The organism is Sphingomonas leidyi, from assembly GCF_011761945.1.
GTDB classification, from domain to species: Bacteria; Pseudomonadota; Alphaproteobacteria; order Sphingomonadales; family Sphingomonadaceae; genus Sphingomonas; species Sphingomonas leidyi.
On record NZ_JAASQV010000002.1, the window covers coordinates 1,057,006 to 1,074,660 of the forward strand.

General features: G+C 69.9%; 21 protein-coding genes. 4 read left to right on the forward strand and 17 right to left on the reverse strand.

The window, feature by feature from the left end; all coding sequences use genetic code 11:
* The first annotated feature begins 35 nt into the window (after positions 1 to 35).
* Positions 36 to 710, forward strand: a complete 675-nt coding sequence (locus tag FHR20_RS14765; protein WP_167300320.1) for a glutathione S-transferase family protein — start codon at positions 36 to 38, stop codon at positions 708 to 710.
* Positions 711 to 742: 32 nt separating this feature from the next.
* On the forward strand, positions 743 to 1,681 hold the full coding sequence (gene dapF / locus FHR20_RS14770) for a diaminopimelate epimerase (RefSeq protein WP_208413595.1): 939 nt from the start codon (positions 743 to 745) through the stop codon (positions 1,679 to 1,681).
* 9 nt (positions 1,682 to 1,690) lie between these two features.
* Here the strand turns inward: dapF and FHR20_RS14775 are convergent, their stop codons facing one another.
* Both FHR20_RS14775 and FHR20_RS14780 read right to left on the reverse strand, forming a co-directional pair.
* The gene (locus FHR20_RS14775; RefSeq protein ID WP_167300322.1) at positions 1,691 to 2,164 is read right to left on the reverse strand and encodes an SRPBCC family protein; all 474 of its coding nucleotides are present in this window, start codon (positions 2,162 to 2,164) and stop codon (positions 1,691 to 1,693) included.
* Positions 2,161 to 3,483 (reverse strand): dihydroorotase, encoded by a 1,323-nt coding sequence (locus tag FHR20_RS14780; RefSeq protein WP_167300323.1) that lies wholly within the window; start codon positions 3,481 to 3,483, stop codon positions 2,161 to 2,163. The genes FHR20_RS14775 and FHR20_RS14780 overlap by 4 nt, the downstream gene beginning before the upstream one ends.
* A gap of 46 nt (positions 3,484 to 3,529) precedes the next feature.
* Between FHR20_RS14780 and ygfZ the strand changes: the two genes are divergently transcribed.
* Together ygfZ and FHR20_RS14790 are read left to right on the forward strand one after the other, a co-directional pair.
* Positions 3,530 to 4,255: a CAF17-like 4Fe-4S cluster assembly/insertion protein YgfZ gene (ygfZ, locus tag FHR20_RS14785; protein ID WP_167300324.1), complete on the forward strand. Its 726-nt coding sequence runs from the start codon at positions 3,530 to 3,532 to the stop codon at positions 4,253 to 4,255.
* 100 nt (positions 4,256 to 4,355) lie between these two features.
* Positions 4,356 to 4,736: a hypothetical protein gene (locus FHR20_RS14790; protein WP_167300325.1), complete on the forward strand. Its 381-nt coding sequence runs from the start codon at positions 4,356 to 4,358 to the stop codon at positions 4,734 to 4,736.
* Between the two features lie 243 nt (positions 4,737 to 4,979).
* Here the strand turns inward: FHR20_RS14790 and FHR20_RS14795 are convergent, their stop codons facing one another.
* The 15 genes from FHR20_RS14795 to FHR20_RS14865 form a co-directional block, all read right to left on the reverse strand.
* Positions 4,980 to 6,113 (reverse strand): OmpA family protein, encoded by a 1,134-nt coding sequence (locus tag FHR20_RS14795; RefSeq protein WP_167300326.1) that lies wholly within the window; start codon positions 6,111 to 6,113, stop codon positions 4,980 to 4,982.
* A gap of 102 nt (positions 6,114 to 6,215) precedes the next feature.
* Positions 6,216 to 6,722, reverse strand: a complete 507-nt coding sequence (locus FHR20_RS14800) for a DUF2793 domain-containing protein (protein ID WP_167300327.1) — start codon at positions 6,720 to 6,722, stop codon at positions 6,216 to 6,218.
* Positions 6,719 to 8,875 carry a phage tail protein gene (locus FHR20_RS14805; RefSeq protein WP_167300328.1) on the reverse strand — a complete coding sequence of 719 codons (2,157 nt, stop codon included), beginning with the start codon at positions 8,873 to 8,875 and terminating at the stop codon, positions 6,719 to 6,721. The genes FHR20_RS14800 and FHR20_RS14805 overlap by 4 nt, the downstream gene beginning before the upstream one ends.
* Position 8,876: 1 nt before the next feature.
* Positions 8,877 to 9,260 (reverse strand): NlpC/P60 family protein, encoded by a 384-nt coding sequence (locus FHR20_RS14810; protein WP_167300329.1) that lies wholly within the window; start codon positions 9,258 to 9,260, stop codon positions 8,877 to 8,879.
* A complete protein-coding gene (locus FHR20_RS14815) occupies positions 9,257 to 10,060 on the reverse strand; it encodes a DUF2163 domain-containing protein (RefSeq protein ID WP_167300330.1) in 804 nt (267 codons plus the stop codon). The genes FHR20_RS14810 and FHR20_RS14815 overlap by 4 nt, the downstream gene beginning before the upstream one ends.
* Positions 10,057 to 12,267, reverse strand: coding sequence for a DUF2460 domain-containing protein (locus tag FHR20_RS14820; protein ID WP_167300331.1), 2,211 nt, complete (start codon positions 12,265 to 12,267; stop codon positions 10,057 to 10,059). Before FHR20_RS14820 ends, FHR20_RS14815 begins: the two co-directional genes overlap by 4 nt.
* A gap of 64 nt (positions 12,268 to 12,331) precedes the next feature.
* Positions 12,332 to 13,906: a glycosyl hydrolase family 28-related protein gene (locus FHR20_RS14825; protein WP_167300332.1), complete on the reverse strand. Its 1,575-nt coding sequence runs from the start codon at positions 13,904 to 13,906 to the stop codon at positions 12,332 to 12,334.
* Between the two features lie 56 nt (positions 13,907 to 13,962).
* Entirely contained in the window at positions 13,963 to 14,535 is a 573-nt protein-coding gene (locus FHR20_RS14830; protein ID WP_167300333.1) for a tail tape measure protein, read from the reverse strand.
* Positions 14,528 to 14,719 carry a phage tail assembly chaperone gene (locus tag FHR20_RS14835; RefSeq protein WP_208413596.1) on the reverse strand — a complete coding sequence of 64 codons (192 nt, stop codon included), beginning with the start codon at positions 14,717 to 14,719 and terminating at the stop codon, positions 14,528 to 14,530. The genes FHR20_RS14830 and FHR20_RS14835 overlap by 8 nt, the downstream gene beginning before the upstream one ends.
* A complete protein-coding gene (locus FHR20_RS14840) occupies positions 14,719 to 15,030 on the reverse strand; it encodes a GTA-gp10 family protein (protein ID WP_167300335.1) in 312 nt (103 codons plus the stop codon). The genes FHR20_RS14835 and FHR20_RS14840 overlap by 1 nt, the downstream gene beginning before the upstream one ends.
* Positions 15,027 to 15,434, reverse strand: coding sequence for a phage major tail protein, TP901-1 family (locus FHR20_RS14845; protein ID WP_167300336.1), 408 nt, complete (start codon positions 15,432 to 15,434; stop codon positions 15,027 to 15,029). The genes FHR20_RS14840 and FHR20_RS14845 overlap by 4 nt, the downstream gene beginning before the upstream one ends.
* Before the next feature lie 11 nt (positions 15,435 to 15,445).
* Positions 15,446 to 15,835 (reverse strand): tail completion protein gp17, encoded by a 390-nt coding sequence (gp17, locus tag FHR20_RS14850; RefSeq protein ID WP_167300337.1) that lies wholly within the window; start codon positions 15,833 to 15,835, stop codon positions 15,446 to 15,448.
* On the reverse strand, positions 15,832 to 15,987 hold the full coding sequence (locus FHR20_RS14855; protein ID WP_167300338.1) for a hypothetical protein: 156 nt from the start codon (positions 15,985 to 15,987) through the stop codon (positions 15,832 to 15,834). The genes gp17 and FHR20_RS14855 overlap by 4 nt, the downstream gene beginning before the upstream one ends.
* Positions 15,984 to 16,469, reverse strand: coding sequence for a head-tail connector protein (locus FHR20_RS14860; protein WP_167300339.1), 486 nt, complete (start codon positions 16,467 to 16,469; stop codon positions 15,984 to 15,986). Before FHR20_RS14860 ends, FHR20_RS14855 begins: the two co-directional genes overlap by 4 nt.
* Positions 16,470 to 16,531: 62 nt before the next feature.
* Positions 16,532 to 17,587 (reverse strand): phage major capsid protein, encoded by a 1,056-nt coding sequence (locus FHR20_RS14865; RefSeq protein WP_167300340.1) that lies wholly within the window; start codon positions 17,585 to 17,587, stop codon positions 16,532 to 16,534.
* Positions 17,588 to 17,655 lie beyond the last annotated feature (68 nt).

Here is a 17,655-nt window from a genome sequence, read left to right on the forward strand (position 1 = left end):
TGATAGCCTGATGCCCAAGCCGAGGAGAGGTTGGCATGATCGTGTTTGGTTCGACGCTTTCGCCCTATGTGCGCAAGGTAATGGTGTTCGGTGCCGAGAAGGGGCTGGATCTCGAGCTGCAGGCCGCCGGCATGGGCCGGGGCGGGCCGGAATTCATGGCGGCGAGCCCGTTCGGCAAGATGCCGGGTTTCAAGGACGGCGATTTCCTGATCTCGGACAGTTCGGCGATCGTCGCCTATCTCGATGCCAAATATCCCGAGCCGAGCCTGATCCCGGCCGAGCCCCGCGCGCGCGCGCGGGCGATCTGGTTCGACGAGCTTGCCGACACGATCATGATGGCAGCCGGCGGCGCGATCTTCGGCCAGCGCTTCGTGCGCCCGCGGGTGCTCAAGATGGAATGCGACCATGCCGCGGCGGACGCCGCCGAGCGCGACCTGATGCCGCCGATCCTCGCCTATCTGGAAACCGCGATCCCCGAGAGCGGCTTCCTTGTCGAAGATCGGCTGACCCTGGCGGACATCGCGGTGGCGAGCCCGCTCGCGACGCTGGGCTGCATCGGCGTGACCGTGGATGCCACGATCTATCCGCGACTGGCGGAATGGGTTGCGGCGATGCACGCGCGGCCGAGCTTCGCCGCCATCATCACCCGCGACCGCGCGATGATCGATGCGATGGGTGGCCCGGTGCAGCGCGAGGTGCTTGCCGGCTAGCCAGCGCGGCCCGGCGTGCCTAGATGGGCGCCATGCGGCTCGCCTTCATCAAATGTCACGGCTCGGGGAATGATTTTCCCCTGATCGACGCGCGTGCGCTCGACCTGCCCGATGCGGATTGGGCGGGTGTGGCGCGCGCGCTCGCCGATCGTGCCGGGCCGGTCGGTGGCGACGGCCTGTTGCTGCTCACCGCGGGGGACGATGCCGGCCATGATTTCGGCATGCGCATGTTCAATTCGGACGGTTCGGAAGCGGAGACCTGCCTCAATGGCTTGCGCTGCGTCGCGCGGCTGGGATTCGAACTGCTCGGCGTCGATGCGGCGCGGGTGCGGCTGAAGACGAGCAGTGCCGAAGTGGCCCGTGCCGAACCGCTCGCGCCGGGCGTGGTGACCATTTGCGAGACTGCCGGCCCGGCTTCCACCCGCACCGGTGCCGTCGGCCTGCGCATCGCGGCGGAGACGGTGATCGATGCGGCCATCCCCGGCCTGCCCAGCACGCGGGCCTTCACGGCGGTCGCGATGCCCAACCCGCATCTCGTCGCGTTCGTGGACGCGGTGGACGAAGCCGAGCTGACGGCGCTGGGCGACTGGTGCGAGGCCGGGCCCGGCCTGATCCCGGCGCGCGCCAATGTCTCCTTCGTCGAGCTGCGCGGGCAGGATTTGTTCGTGCGCACCTATGAACGCGGCGTCGGCCTGACCGACAGTTGCGGCAGCGCCATGGCCTCGGCGGTCTATGCCGCCGGCCGCACGGGCCGCGTGCCGTTCGGCACGACGATGAAGGTGTTCAACAAGGGCGGGCTGGTGATGGGATCGTCGGACGCTGCCGGCATGGTCACGATCCTCGGCAACGCGACCTTCCTCTACGATGCGAGCATCGAAGTCGACCCGGCATTGGCGACGGCCGAGCCACCGCTCGTGCATGCCCGGCGCGAGGACGAAGCCGCCGCCTGGGCCGCCGCCATCCCGGCCTAGCCGCCCCGGCTATCCGCCAACGAACGCCGCAAGATTGGCGAGCGACGACTTCAATCCCTGGAGGTGATCCTGCTTGCGGATGCCCTGTGGCACGTCCTCGCAGGTGATCGCGACGCGCGTGCCGCCTTCGGCCGGCTCGAAGGTCCAGGTCATCCGCATCGTCCCGGCAAAGGCCGGATCCTCCGAATCGAACACTGCCGACTGGACGATGCCCCTGCCCGGGTTCAGCGAGACGAAGCGCGTCTCGACGACATCGCTATGCTCGGAAGTCTTGCCCGGCGTCGCATGTTCGGCGTCCTCATGGTGCAGCGCCATCCGATAGCCGCCGCCCGGTCGCGCGTCGAACGCCAGCATCTCGCCGGTCATCCCCTCCGGGGGCAGCCAGCGCACCAGCGCCGCGGGATCGATAAAGGCGCGATAGACCTGGCTCGCCGGCGCCTTGATCAGCCGCGACGCGCGATCGGTGCGGGAGACTGTCCTCACCCGAACTCGACTGCCTCGAAGCGGACCGGCCTGCCGATCGCCTGGTTGGCCAGTTCGGCTTCCCACATGACCCGGTTGCCGCGCACGATCGTGCCGATGGGCCTGCCGGTCAGCTGCATTCCGGTGAAGGGCGACCAGCCGCACCGCGAGGCGAGCCAGCTCTCCTCCACCGTCCAGCGTGCCTTGAGGTCCACCACGGTGAAGTCCGCGTCATAGCCCACGGCGATCCGGCCCTTGCCGGCGATGCCGAAGATGCGCTGCGGACCCGCGCTGGTCAGGTCGATCACGCGCTGCAGCGTCGTCCGCCCCTCGGCGACATGGTTGAGCATCAGCGGCAACAGGGTCTGCACGCCCGGCATGCCGCTGGGGCTGTCGGGATAGGGCCTGGCCTTTTCCTCGCGCGTGTGCGGCGCATGGTCGGAGCCCAGCACATCGGGCACGCCCTGGTTGAGCCAGTGCCACAGCCCGGCGCGGTGCGCGGCCGAACGGATTGGCGGGTTCATTTGCGCGAAGGTGCCGATCCTGGGATAGGCTTCCTCGCCGGCCAGCGTCAGGTGCTGCGGGGTGACCTCGCAGGTCGCGATGTCCTTGTGCCGGCCGAGCAGTTCCAGCTCGGCCGGAGTCGTCACATGGAGGACGTGGATCCGCCGCCGCGCCGCGCGCGCCAGGCCCAGGATACGGCGCGTCGCGAGCATCGCGCTCTCGTCGTCGCGCCAGACCGGGTGGCTGGACGGGTCGCCCGGCACGCGCTCGCCGAGCCGATCCTGCATGCGGAACTCGTCCTCGGCATGGATCGCGACGCGGCGATGGCCCGAAGCGAGCACGCGCGCCAGATTCGCGTCATCGGAGACCAGCAGGTCGCCGGTGGAGGCGCCCATGAAGATCTTCACGCCTGCCGTGCCCGGCAGGCGTTCCAGCTCGGCAAGATGCTCGGCATTGTGATTGGTCGCGCCGACATAGAAGGCGTGGTCGCACCACATCCGGTCGCGCGCGCGGGCGAGCTTGTCCTGTACGGCTTCGGCCGAATCGGTGTTGGGCTTGGTGTTCGGCATCTCGAACACCGCGGTCACCCCGCCGAGCACCGCGGCACGGGCGCCGCTCTCCAGGTCCTCCTTGGCTTCCAGCCCGGGCTCGCGGAAATGGACCTGGCTGTCGATCACGCCGGGCAGCACGTCCAGCCCGGTGCAGTCGATCGTCTCGCCCGCTTCCAGCGTGCCGCCGATCGCGACGATGCGCCCATCGGCGACGCCGATATCCGTTTCGGCTGGACCGCCTGGCAGATGCACGCGCCCGCCCTTGAGCTTCAGATCGACATTCATATCCGCGCCTCTTCCGTCGCCCCCGGCTACCCCCTACCTGTTCGGCATGACCGATACCAGCACCGCGCTAGCCGACCGCGCCTTGATCCGCATTGCGGGAGACGATGTTCGCGGATTTCTTCAGGGATTGGTGACGCAGGACATGGGTCTTGTCGCGCCCGCATCCCCGCAATGGGCAGCGCTGCTGACGCCGCAGGGCAAGGTGCTGTTCGATTTCATCCTGTGGGATGATGGCAAGGATATCCTGATCGACGGTGAGGAGGTGCAGGCAGGGGCGCTGATGCGTCGCCTCATGCTGTATCGCCTGCGTCGGCAGATTCATATCGGCCTGGAGTCTGGTGTCGCTGTACACTGGTCGCCTGTATCGCGCGCGCATGCAGTTGCCGATCCGCGTCTCGCCGCGCTTGGCTGGCGGTGGCTCAGTGAAGATTCCGGCGGCGATGCCAGCGCGGCCTGGCGTGCCCATCGCCTGTCGCTCGGCGTCACCGAAGGCACGGCCGAGCTCGGCCAGGACAAGACATTGTGGCTGGAATGCAACGCCGCCGAGCTGAACGGCGTCAGCTTCGCCAAGGGCTGCTATGTCGGCCAGGAGAATACGGCGCGCATGCACTACCGGGCCAAGGTCAATCGCCGGCTGGTGGTGGCGCCGATCGGCGAGGCGGGCGATCGCACCCGCGCCAGCTATCCGGAGCTGGGCCTCATGGTGGAGCTGCGCCGCGTGGAGGCGCTGGGCGATGCGCTGGTGCCGGAATGGATGCAAAGCTTGTTGTGAACCTTCGCCTCCGATGGCGCCCAAGGGGCGTGCTCGCGGGGAAGATCATGCGATCGTTGATTTCGGAATTCTCCCTTGGATTCGCGCGACATATTGCAGAATGTCGGAACCGGAGGAGATCGAAGGACTGGGGCTATCCGAACTGGAAGCCATGCTGAGCCGGCGGTTGCGGCAGGAAGGGGGGCCGCTGCGCGCCACGCTACCCGAGGCGTTGACAGAGGCGGAGGCCGGCAATTGCACGAGCGCGGGGGGTGACGCCCCTCAGATCGATCTGCCTCATATCCTCCAGGGGCTGGTGTCCCGAGAAATGACGTCCGTCGAGGAATTTCGCCGCCGCCAGAGCGCGGCATTGCCTTCCTTGCCGGAATCGAAGCCGGATTCCGATCCGGCGCTGGGGGAGTCGCCGCGCCTGGCGGATATCGGGATTCGCGATTTCAGCTCCCAGCTGTCTGTCGTGCAAGCGGGCGACATTGGCCTCTAGCCCGCTGCGCGAAGGCTCCGCAGCCGAGGGAAGGGGCGATTGTGTGGATTGCCAGCTCCGGCGATCTACCCCGTTCTGCCTTCACCTGGAACAGGCCCGGGGTGAGGATGGCATTGCGGCAAACGCTGCCATAATCGGCGGGCGCGCTCGCAATCGAGACTATCATCAAGGAAAAGGCCCAAAGAAAAAGGGAGGCCGGTTTCCCGACCTCCCCAATTCTCAGTCCTTGCGGACGGGTCTGGCTTAGTTGCCCGAACCCGGACCGTAGGTGACTTCCACGCGACGGTTCTGCAGCTCGCGAACGCCGTCGGCGGTTTCGACGCGCGGCTTGCTCTCGCCGAAGGCCTCGGTCGAGATCACACCGGCGGCGATGCCACGGGCAGTCATATAGGCCTTCACCGAGTCAGCGCGACGCTGCGAGAGGCCGACATTGTAGCTGGCCGAACCCGAGCGATCGGCGTGGCCAGCCAGCATCACCTGCGCGTTACCGCAGTTCTGATAGTTGCTGATGGCGTTGTCGAGGATGCTCGCGGCTTCCGGCGTGATGTCCGACTTATCCCAGTCGAAGAACACGATGTACGGTCCCGGGGTGCAGACGACGGTCGGCGTCGGGGTCGGCTCCGGAGTCGGCGTCCAGGTCGGCGTCGGAGTGGGCTCCGGCGTCGGAACCGGCGTCGGGGCCGGGGCCGGGGCGCCGAAGTTGAAGATCAGGCCGCCCAGGATCGAGTGCGAACGGAAGCGACCGTCCCACACGCGACCCGAAACGTCGGTGATCTTCACATTGTCGGCGTTGAAGAAGCGATACTTCAGCGAGATGTCGATCGAGTCCGTCAGCGGCGCGCGGATGCCCGCGATCGCCTGCCAGGCGAACACCGTGTCCGAATCGTCGATCGCGTCCTGATAGGTGTTCAGGCCGAGCTTCGTCTTGACGCGTGCCACGCCGACGCCGCCGCCGACAAAGCCCTGCACGCCGGTGTCTTCACCGAAGTCGAGCAGGCCGTTGACCATGAAGCTCAGCGCCGAGGAACGACCGCCGGCATAGCCATAGCTGCCGGGAGGTGCATTGAACGCGGCACCGGCCGAATTGCGGTACGGCATGGTGACCGTGCTGGTGAGCCGGTTGATCGAAGCCTGACGATAGCCGACTTCGGCTTCCGCGCGGAACGGACCGAAATCGTAACCGACCACAGCGTCGGCATCCCAGCCGGCCTTGTGATGCACGGTCGCGGCGTCCTTAGCCGCGCCAATGTCAAACTTGATGTCCTCGACGAGCATCGCGCCGCCTTCGACACCCACGTACCACGCATCGTCGCGGGCGAGGGCGGGCGTGCTGAGCGCGGTCGTCGCGAGTGCCAGAGTAACGGCAAGCTTCCGCATCTTAATCCCCTTTCATGATTGTCACTACGGACAGCGAAAAACTCAGTACCGAAACGAAAGTTTCTGCGCAAGCGCACAAATCCGGGTACTGTTGCATGAACGTCACAGTCCGCCTTCTTCGATCAGACCATGGGCGCGCAACGCAACCAGTACCGCGGAGATTGCGGCCCGCGCTGCGGCATCAACCACCGTCCCGCCTTCTGGTTCCGGGATCGCGGCGGCGCGAGCGCCGATGACCTGTTGCCCCTCGACGATCAGCCGCCCATGGACCTCGCCCGCACGCCAGCCGCCGTTGGTGAAGAGGGCGTGGCCCGCGCCCCGGCCGAGCCACAGGCGCATGCCCTCGCGCGGAGTCACGAAGCGCCAGCCGCCTTCGGTCCAGCCGGCCACCTCGCCGGCACGCCCCCGCCAGGCGCCTTCGGGCGCATCGCCGATGATCCAACAGCGGCCGGGCTGCGGATCGATGGGAGGGGTGTTCGCGCCGACCCCCTCGGCAGCGGCCTGAGTGAGCAAGTCGAGCCGCACCAGCGCTTCATTGTGGTACATTTCCTTCTGCGCCTGGGCCGCGTTCAACAGCGGCAGGGCGAGTCGATCGGTCGTCTCGGTCATGCTTCCTCTCCACGAATCGGCAGGGTCAGGGTCGCGGCGGGCGAAAGGCCCGCGGCGGTGACCTGGCGGACTTCGATCTCCAGCCCGCTGGCGTCGATAGCGGTGCCGAGCCGCATTCCCGGCGCGAGCATGTCCACCGTCCAGGCGGGGCCGGCGGCGGGTTTCAGCATTATGCGATAGCGCTCGCCCCCAGGCTCGGGCGCCACGTCCGCGCCATCGCGCCATCGCGAGTCGTGCCGGCCGCGCCGTGCCCAGCGCAGGTGGACGTCCCCATCGGGGAGCGGCTGCGCGGCGAGGTGCACCGGCGCCAATGGCAGCAGCGAAATGCCGCGCACCGGGGCGCGGGCCTCGGCGGGGCCACCCGTGTCGCCGGCCCCTTCGGCCAGCAGTCGCACTTCGGTGCCCAGTGCCGTTCGAGGCAGATCGATCAGCGTTAGCGCATCCGCGTCGAGCAGCACGAAGCGGTCGCCGGACCGCTGGGTGCCGATGGCCCGCTCGGTGCCGTGCCGTCCGCGCCACAGTCCGGAAAGGCGCCAGCGGCCGCCGCCCAGCGATTGTGCATGCGCGAACTGGATGAGTTCGTCGCCCAGCATCGCGAGGTTGGCGCCTTGGTCGAGTGCCGTCGCATCGGCCTGGTCGAGCTGCATGGCGGCGTGGGCGAGCGCCACTTCGGTCCAGTTGCGCCGATCGTCGATCTGCGGCGGGGCGGAGCCCGGGGGAATGCGGATGTCGCCGAGCACCGCGATGCCGCGGGTGCCGCCGCTCGGCCGCCATGCCGCGCCATCGTCGGTACTGAGCAGCAGCGCGGCGCGGCGCCATCCGGCAGCGTCGCCCGCCGCCGCCACGGCGAGGCGGGGCACGGCGGCCACGCCATCGTCGACCGGCGGCAGTTCGAACGCGTGCAATATCGTCCGGCCGATCGCGGTATCGGGCGCGTGGTTCACGCGTCCGCCGCTCGCGGCGATCGGCCTCACTGCCGGGGCCAGCGCAACGCAGTCGAGCGATATCGTCATCGCCTCGAGTTTCCAGCCGTCGACGCGCCAGATGCCGGGCGTTCCGGCGATCCGCACGCGCGCGCCAGGGGGGATGGCAAGCGCTTCCCAGCCGACATGGACGCTTCGCCGGGTCCGCTCGATATCGGCCCGGAGCAATGCCGCCTCCGCCAGCGTCCGCGCGGTGCCGGCATCCATCGCGGCGGGCAGCTCGATCCGCGCCTCGCTCAGGCCTGCCCCGGGCGCGGCGGCTCGGCGCACGCCGATCTGATAGTCGCGGGCGGGGTCATAATGGCTGAGCGTCAGCGCCCGTGGCGCGCGCGTCGCGGGCGCGACCGACCGGTTCGCGCGTCCCCGGCCGCCGGCGCCTTCGTCCTGGATGACGATCGCGTCCCCCGGTCCGCAGAGCAGCGTCGGGCCCGGGCCGAACCAGCCGCCCGCGGCTTCCGCCAGCAGCTCCGCCACGGCGGCCAGGCTCGTGCCCTGCGCCGCGAAGCCGGCCAGCGCCAGGGTCGGGCCGCTCGCCGCCACTGCGCCGAGTGCGACGGCGATGTCGCCGGCGGCAACCGGCCCCGAATCCGCCTGCACTTCGAACGTCAGCGACGGGATTCGATTGCCCCAGGGCCCCAGCTCCAGATCCTCGAACACGGCATAGGCGATGCCGCGATGCGCCGGGGCGAGCCCGATGCCCTCCGCAGCCGCGATCAGCGGATCGGCTGGCTGGTCTTCGCCGCCCAGATACAGGCGAAAGCCGGTGCGTGCCTTGAAGTCGCCGGCGCTGCCGCGCAGCAGCTGCCCGTCCGCCCAGATCCGCCCCACCCCCAGGATCGGCCGCGCCGAGAGTGCCACCGCCAGGCTGGCCGTATAGCTGTAGGTCGTGCTGCCAGGCTGCCCCTTGCCGCCCGATCGGCTGTCGCGATGCTCGACAAGGTCGGTGGCCCAGATCACCGATCCCGCCACCCGCATCGTGCCGAACAAGCTGGGAAGCTGGGTGCCATAGGAGGAAGTCTGCACCTTTAGGTCGCTCAGCCGCGGCCCCTCGCGGCGCTTGCCGGCGGGCAGGATCGCGTGATCGACGGCATTGCCGATCAGCCCGCCGATCGCCGCGCCCAACGGGCCGCCGATCAAGCCGCCGGCCATGGTCAGCACCATCGTCGCCATGTCAGTCCTCCTTTCGTCGCCAGCGGCCGATCACCGGCCAGGGCAGCGGATCGGGCCGCTCCACCACCCGGCGCAGCATCGCGTCGGCATGGACCAGGCCCGTCCCGCTATCGATGCCCAGGTGCATTTGCCCCGCGCCGCTCGCGAGCAGCACCAGGTCTCCCGCGCGCCGTCCTTCCGCCGGAACCAGTCCCGCGGCTTCCGCCACCGCCGCCACCCGCGCCGCATCGGCGCTGCGCATCGCATAGCCGGCGGGCACCGCCCTTCGGTGCGCCCATCCGGCCAGCCCGACACAGTCGAACCCGCTCTCCGGCGTCCGCCCTCGCGGCCGGAAGCGCGTGCCGATCGCCGCCCGCGCGCGGGCGAGCACCAGGTCGCCGCTCATCCGCCCGGATAGCGGGTCAGCAGGTCGATGCCCGGCAGATAGGGCTCGCCGCGGAAGTTGAGGGCATTGCCGAAGCGCGCCGCGCACATGGCCAGCGTCTTGTCGCATCCTTCGATCAGCAGCACCCTGCCCGGGGCATCGAAGCGCGGCGGCCGGCGCAGCGTCACGGTCGCGCCGTCGGAGCGGAGGATCGCATCGTCCAGCCCGGAATTGGCCCCGCCGATCCAGCGCAGCCGCCCCTGGCCATAGGCGTTGGGCAGAGGTTCCATGGCATCGAGCATGAGCACCGCATCCTCGATCGCGGTCACCAGGGCGAAGCGCTTCCGCCCGGCCATCGCCACCCGGCAGCGCCGGTCTCCCAGCGCGGCGCGGCATTTGGGCGAAGTCTCCTCCGCCACCGGCCGCTCGATCGCCGCCATCGCGCCACGCAATTCGGCGGTCAGCACGCCGTCGCGAGTCTCGATCGCGCCGATCGTTCCTTCGCCCAGCGCGACCTGGCTCGCCGGATCGGTCCAGTCGCAGGCAAAGATCGTCACCCGTGCCCCGTCCCAGCGCCCCGCGAGCAGATCGGCCTCGCTGATCGCCGCGCTGGTCAGCGCGCCGGTCACGTCCATGCCGCCGGGATCGAGCCCCGCCCCGCGGGTGATCGCGCTCGGCACCATGCCGGGGGCCGCGCGATGCACCAGCCCGTTCCACTCCAGGTCGCGGTCATGCGCGGTCAGCCCGATCGTCACGCCGTCGCACCGTTCGATCCGCCAGCACAGGGCCAGCGTGGTGAGCGCCCCTTCCAGCCAGCTCATTCGCGGATCTCGACCAGCGGCACCGAGGCGAGCGCGCCGGCCAGGAAGGTCGCGCGGCTCACCTGCAGCCGGTCGTCGGCGAAGCGCACCGGCACGTCGAACACGAAACTGGCGCGCACCGCCGCTCCCGCGGCCGGTGCCCGGCCCAGCGTCACCATCCCGCCCGCCCCGAGCGCGAAATCCCCGGTCTCCGCCCCGTCGATCGCGATCCGTACCGTTGCGGCGATCGGCCGGGTGATCCGCCGCGCCACGTCGCCGTAGCGCCGCACCAGCGCGAACCGCGCGGTCGTGCCGTCGCCCGTGCCGATCAATTCGTCCAACGCCTCGCAATCGAAGGGGTCGCGCAGGCGGAAGCCACGCGCCGGCCCCATGCGTGCCCGGAAAAAGGCGAGCAGCTCGGCGATGTCGTCCTCGGAGCGCAATCCGGGCCCGACATCATAATGGGTCCGCGCCTCGGCCCATTCGGCGTTGCGCTTCTCCTGCCCGCCGGCACTGGTCACGATCGAAGTCGAGACCTCCGGCGCCACTTCCGCCTCGCGCCCCAGCGCGAGCGGGAACAGCACGTCGTCGAACGCGTCCATCGCTTCCTCCTGATCGAAATGCACGAAGCCGTCGCGCAGCACCTGAGGCAGCGCCCACAGGAAGGTACGGGCCACGCCGCGCCGCCGTGCCCGCGCCGCCGCGGCTTCGATGTGCCGCCACTGCCGGCGATCCTCGGGCCGCAGCACGAAGCCGGCGAGATAGTGCTGATCCGTCACGGAGTAGCCGAGCCGCGCCTCCACCGCTGCGATCCCGCGCACGCTCGCCGCTTCATGGCCCGTAGCGGCCCAGTCATAGTCCTCCAGCTGCAGCACGTCGAAGGCCGGTGCCGCCCAGCCGATCGGCACGTTCGCCGCCGGGGCGGTCAGCGCGGTCGGCGTATAGACCAGCAGCAGCACCTCCGCCCCGGCATCCACCGCGCGCACCGCGTCGCGCAGCGCCAGCGTCGATGCGGCGAGCAGCGCCCCCGCTGCCGCCGGCACGTCGCTTGCCCCGGCCAGCGCCGCCCGGGCCGCCGCGTCGTGGATGCACAGGCTCCCGTCGGGCAGCGTCCACCACCAGGGCTCGCCGATCTGGAAGCGCACCCTGAGGCCCGCTTCCTTCGCGATCCCGGCGAATTCGCGCGCCACCGCCTGCAGATAGGCCATTGCTCCCGCATGGGCGGGCGAGAGCAGGGTGGAGGGAGGCTCCCAGCCGGTCAGCGCCGGCGATCCGTCGGCCGCGCGCTGTTTCCAGTCGCCCCAGCAATGCCGGTCGAACAGTTCGTAGGACAGCGACAGGATCAGCGCATAGCCCAAAGCCCTGGCCCGCCGCGCATAGTCCGCGTGCCAGGCCCGGCACGCCACGTTGAGCGCCGTCGCGCCCAGGCTCGCATAATGGCCGCCCGAACTGGCCTCGAGCCGGAAATAATGGCTCATCCCCACATAGTGCAGGATCGCCCCGCGCCAGCCGAGCTGCATCATATTGCGCAGCAACCGCTCGGGGGTCAGGTGATAATTGTCGTCATAGCCATTGGCGATCTCCAGCCCATGCTCGGGCACGATCACGTCGCCGATCGCCAGCACCGAGCCCGGGCCCTCGCAGGCAATCTGGCTTAGCTCGACCCAGCCCTCGGCCGGTGCCGCCAGGTCGGCATCCGCCCCGCTATGGCCGGGTGCGACCAGCGAGACGAACATCCGGTCGACATCGCCGGCCCATACCGGATCGGCCTCGGCCGGCAGCAGGAAGCCGCCCTGCACGGTGGCGAAGTCGATCGAGACCAGCGCATCCTCCGCCGTCCCCTCGGCATAGTTCCACAGCCGGACGTACCAGGCGCGCGGATCGCCGGCGGCGTCGCGCCCCTCGATCGTCAGCACCGGGCCGTTGACCGCGTCGAGCGGCTTCACGCCCGACGCGCGCCAGCGGAAGCGCAGCCGGCAGGTGCGAAAGTCCCGCGCGGTCTCGTAGCGCAGCAGTGGATGATCGTGCCGGTCCTCGGCCTCCCAGATCAGCCCGGTAAGGTCGTCCTGGCGATAGAAGACCGCGTCCACCCGCAGCGCATCGGGCGCGGTGGTTACCACCGAAGCCATCATCGGCCGCGGAAAATTGACCGTCCAGTAAGCGGGATCGAAGCGCGAGAGCACGCCCTCGGCCTGCCCGCGACGCGCATCGGCGAGCCACCAACCCATCTACGATTTCCCTCGGATAAGGGGCAGCCGGGCGCGAAAGCCCGGCTGCCCAAGTCGATATGCCCTAGGTCTGCGAGCCCACGACCTGGCCATCGGTATCGCTGGCCGGCGTCCCGGACTTGATGCGCAGCGTTCCGCTGCCATCCACCCACAGCGCATAGCTGCCGAGCCACACCGGATGCGCATAGCCGGTCGTGCCGCCAGACTGGGGAAAGCGCACGCCGCCCGGGTAGGAGAGGTTGAAATGACTGCCGTCATTCTCGAGGACGGCGTCGGCGGTGCCCGAATTGTCGCCGATCACGAACTTGCCGTTTCCGGCGGCCGCGCCGCCGAGCATCAGCTGCTTGACCGCGAACTGATATTCGGAACCGCTACTATCGGCCGACCGCGAGCCCGCGACGATCCGGCGCCCCTTGGTGGCATCGGCAAAGGTCTCGAAGCCTTCGATGTAGAGCTGCTTGGGCCAAGCGCCCAACACCTTCCGGCCCGGAAGAAACACGCTGCCGCTATCCCCTCGGATCAACAGATTCGGCGGCGGCGAGACGACGACATTCTCCAGCGCTGCCGATGTCCCGAGCTCGAAGAGATAGCTGCCGTCGATGAGCATCTCATATCGGCCGCCACGAATGTTGAGATTGCCCACCGGTCCGGTCAGGACGAAGCCTCGCGCGTCCGCGACTTTCGTTTCGACCGATGCCTCCACCGACCAGGTCGAGATCATGTCCAGATCGAAGGCGCGCCGGCAGTCGATGATCCAGGTGCTCGAGAAATTCTGCTCGTTCACGCCGTTACGCGCCCAGACAGCGGTCTCGAAGGAGCGGATTTCCAGATTGCGATGGTCGCCGACGAACACCGGACCTACTTGGCCTGGACCGCCGTCGAAAGCGATTGCGACGGTGCCGGGCGGCACCGAATAAGGCTCGCCGACCAGCGTTTCGGCGTGCTGGTTCGCGATCCGGAGATTCTCGGTGGTCAGCATCGACGCGCACGAACCGGGTCCGATGCCAATGGTCGTGCCCGCGAGCGGCGACGCCTCGATACCCAGGTGGCGAAAGCCTAACGCGCCTTCGCTGATGTCGTTGACCGGCACCGCGGGCGGCGGGCCGCCAAGATCCTCGACCACCCGCAGAGCATAGCCCATGGCGGTCGGAAGCTGGCGCAGCACCGAAGCCCGCGGCCCGTCGCCATGCAGCCGCGTCCGGGTCTTCAGGATGAGGTTGCTGAACTTGTAGAGTCGACCCTGGCGCGAACCCGGGAAATAGACGTTGTTCGATGCATCGATCGCCGCCTGGATCGCGGCGGTATCGTCGGTGCCGCCGCCGCTGCGGTCGGCATCGCCCTTGGCGCCGAAATCGGTGACCGAAACCCATTCCGTCAGCTTGGCGGCCGCCGATCGGCGCACCGCGCCCGGCGCGAAATGCGCGTGCGTGATCGCGTCGGTCGTCTGGCGCACCCAGGCACCATCGGCGATCGGCACGTCATCGCTTTCGATGATATTGTCGGTGTCGGCAGCCTGGGTGGTGAAATCGCCTTCGGTCCAGAAAAACAGACCTTCGAGACCCGCCGCGTCGAGAATGACGGACAGGTCGGCAACGTCCATAGCCTTGACGCCGGCCACGGAATTTACAGCAATTACCATGCGTTACTCCTCCACTTGAACGAATTTCGGCCCAGGCCGGAAGCCTTCGCACGCGCCTAGTCCGCCCCCGCCAGCGCCGCCTTCACCGCCCGCGCCACTTGCCGGCTCGATTGCGCCAGCGCCCGCGGGGCCGTGTCTGCCGCGGCATTCACCGTGATCGCCACGCGCACCTCGCGCGGGCCGGCAGCGGCCGGCGTGGCGGCGACGCTGCCCGCGCTTGCCGGCACGAACAGTTCGGGGCCGCGCTCGCCCACGAGATAGGGACGGCCCGGGCTCACCGGCCCGCCGGTCGCCCGGCCGGGCGCGCCGAACAGCGACATCGCCAGGCCGGTCAGCGCGGCCAGCCCGCCGCCACCGGATCCGCCGCCCAGCGAAGCGATGCCGTCGCGCAGCGCCGATCGCGCGATCTCGTCCATCACTCCCAGCGCCACGCGCTTCAGGTCCTCGAACCCGAAGGTGCCGGTGCGCACCGCGCGCAGCAGCGCATTCTCGATCGCGCGGCCGGCGCGGTCCGCGCCCGCGCCCAGCGGCCCCTCCAGCCCCTGGCGCATCTCCTCCACGTCGCGGGCAAAGGCGCGCGTGTCGGCGCGCACGCTCACGATCAGCCGTTCGATCTCTTCCTCATCCATCGGGAAATCGCTCCTTGAGCCTGGCCAGGGTGCCCGCGTCGGGCGGCAGCGCCGCTTCGCCGCGGATCGCGTCGAGCAGCGCGCCCAGCTCGGCCGGAGTCGCCGCCCAGAAGGCGTCGGGCGGCCAGCCGAACATCGCGCCAGCCGCCCCGGCCAGCCGCCGGGCATTCTCGGCGAACCGCATCACCGGCCCGCCAGTATCTGTCCGATCAGCATGCGCAGCGCCGGCGCCAGTGCCTTGAGGCCGGCAGCGGCCAGCGCTTCGCCGAATGCCGCGCGATCCATCGCCGGGGGATCCTTCAGGCAATGCCAGAACAGCCCGGCGATCTCGGCGATGCCAAGCTTGCCCGATGCCGCGCGCTCCACGAACTCGAACAGCGGCCCGAGCTCGCCTTCCGCCGCCACGAGTGCCTGGAAGCTGGGCCGGAGCACATGGGAGACGCCGCCCAGCACCAGCGCCACCTCGCCGCGCGCCGGGTTCGCCGCGCCGCTCATGCCGACACCACCGGGCCGGAGCTTTCGAGGCTCAGCGTGTAGCTGCGCTCACCGTTGAAGTCGCCGGCATAGTCCAGGCGCGTGACCAGGAAGCGGCCGGTCATCGTCTCGCCGCTCTCGAAGCTGAGCCGATAGTCGTCGAGCATGCCCGAAAGCGCATTGGCCTTCACGCGCGCCTCCGCGGCCGATCCGGTGAACACGCCTGCGCCCGACACGCTCACCGAGCGCACCCCGGCGCCGGAGAGCAGCTCGCGCCAGCCGCCGGAATCCTTGCTGGTGATCGCCACCATCTCGCCGTTCACGCTCAGCTGGGTGGTGCGCAGTCCCGCCACGGTCGCATAGACCGCCGGCGTCGCGCCATTCCCCACCTTGAGCAGGAACGCGCTGCCTCTTTCCGCCGCCATTTCGCTTCCTTTCAATATTCGCTGCGGAGCATCCGCACGCGGAATTCGCTCATCGCCGTCCAGCGCGCATCGCCGTCGCGGGCGATGCGGCTGCGCAGCAGCGTCAGGCTGGCGATCGCCCAGCCTTCCCCCAGCACCCGGGGCATCGCCTCGATCGCCGCCTCCGCCGCTCCGGCGAGCGCGCGCAGGCGGGCCGGCCGCTCGCCCGTGTCGAACAGCGCGACGGCGAACCGGCCCTCGCGTCCGGCCATGTCCTTGGTGCTCCAGTCGGCGAGCCATGCCTCCTCGACCAGGGCATAGGGCCGGGCGGCGCGCACCGGCGGCGCGTCGAACACGCGCGTCACCGCCAGCCCGGCCAGCGCCTCGACCAGCGCGGCCTGCAGCACTTCCTGCACGCTCATCGTACCAGCCCTCCGATCCAGCGCAGCCGCGCGCGCAGGCGGCGGCCTTCGATCGCGATGCCGTCGTCGCGAACCTCGACGCGCGCGTCGGGCGCCGCCACGCGCACCGCCGCCGCCACGCGGCCGATCGCGCGCCTCACCGCGCCGCTCATGCCGCTGCCAGCCGCATACGCCGCCACGGCCGCCACAGCGCGGTCACTGCGGCCGGCGGCGCCGACTCGCCCCCGCGATGGTCGAACAGGTGCGCGGTCAGCAGCACCACCCCCGTGGCGATGGGCGGCGGCAGGTCGCCCCAGCCCGCCGCCGCCCCGGCGCGATAGGCGACGCGCGCCCGTGCCGCCGTGCGCACCCGGCCCACTCCCTGGGCGTCGATGTCGATCGCCGCGTCGCGCCCGGCCTCGATCTCCGTCACCGGCACCGCACCCAGCGCCTGCCAATGCCGCGCCGGTTCGAGCGCCTCCGCGAAGTCGCGCGCGATCAGCACGGTGCCGGTGAAGCGCTCGGCCAGCGCCAGCGCCGTCGCGGCCAGCCCGTCGATCAGCGCGTCCTCGCTTGCCCCGGCGATCCGCAGATGCGCCTTGGCGGCTTCGCGCGCGGCCGCGATCACCGCCGCGGGAAAAGGCGGAGAATCCATGTCACCTCCCATCGGTGTGGAGAAACGGGCGCCGCCCTCCCCGAACGGCGCCCCGGCAAGGATCAGGCTGCCGAGAATCGCAGCAGCTTGATCGCTTCCGAATTGCTCACCATCCCGCCCACGCGCTTGGTCGCGTAGAAATGGACGAACGGCTTGTTGCTGTAGGGGTCGCGCAGCACCTGCGTCTCCCCGCGTTCGACGACGAGATAGCCCGCCCGGAAATTGCCGAAGGCGATCGCCAGGCTGTTCGCCGCGATGTCGGGCATGTCCTCGGCCTCGACCACCGGATAGCCCAGCAGCGTCGCCGGCTGCCCCGCGGCGAGCCCCGGCTGCCAGAGCAGGGCGCCGTCGCTCGTCCGGAACTTCCGCACCCGGGCCAGCGTCGCCGAGTTCATCACCCAGCTCGCCCCCTGGCGATAGGGCGGGCGCAGCGCCTGGACCAGGTCGATCAGCTTCTCCTCGGGATTGGCCGCGAACGCCCCCGCCGCGCCGCTGGCGATATATTGCAGCGTGCCGAACGCGCGCGTCGCATCGCCGGCCGCGGCATTGGGCGCCGCCAGGAAGCCGCGCGGCTTGTTGACGCCGTTGCCGCCGACGAACGCCGCGCCCTCGGCCGCCGCGAACTCGCGCGCGATCTCGTCGCCCAGCCAGGCTTCGACGTCGAACGCGGCATCGTCGAGCATCGCCTGGCTCGCCGCCGGATTGGCGTAGAGATCGCCCATCGGCGGCGCGACTTCGTTGAACACCGGCGTGTCGGTCTCGTCGCGGGCCGCGGTTTCCGCCGCCCAGCCGCTCTCGAAGCCGCCGCTCGCCACCAGCTTGCGATAGCCGCTCGACCCCACCTGCACCACGCTGGCGATCGCGCGGATCGGCGACACGCTCTTCAGCGTCGCATCGATCCGGGCGTCGAGGTCGTCCGGCACGGCATGGGCGCCAGCGCCGTCGCTCGCGCCGCTCATCGCCTTGGCCTCGATCCCGCCGCCCGCGCGCAGGAACTGCTCGAACGCCGCGCCCGTCATGGGCCGCGCTCCGGCGAGCATCGGCCGTTCGGGCGGCAGCCCCGCCTTCTCCACCGCCTCGAAGCTTGCCTCGAGCGCGTCCGCCTTCACTTCGATCATCCTCGTCTCCCGTCCATGCCAAGGGACCCGGGCGGGAGCGTCCCGCCGGGCAGAAATCCGGTCCTTCG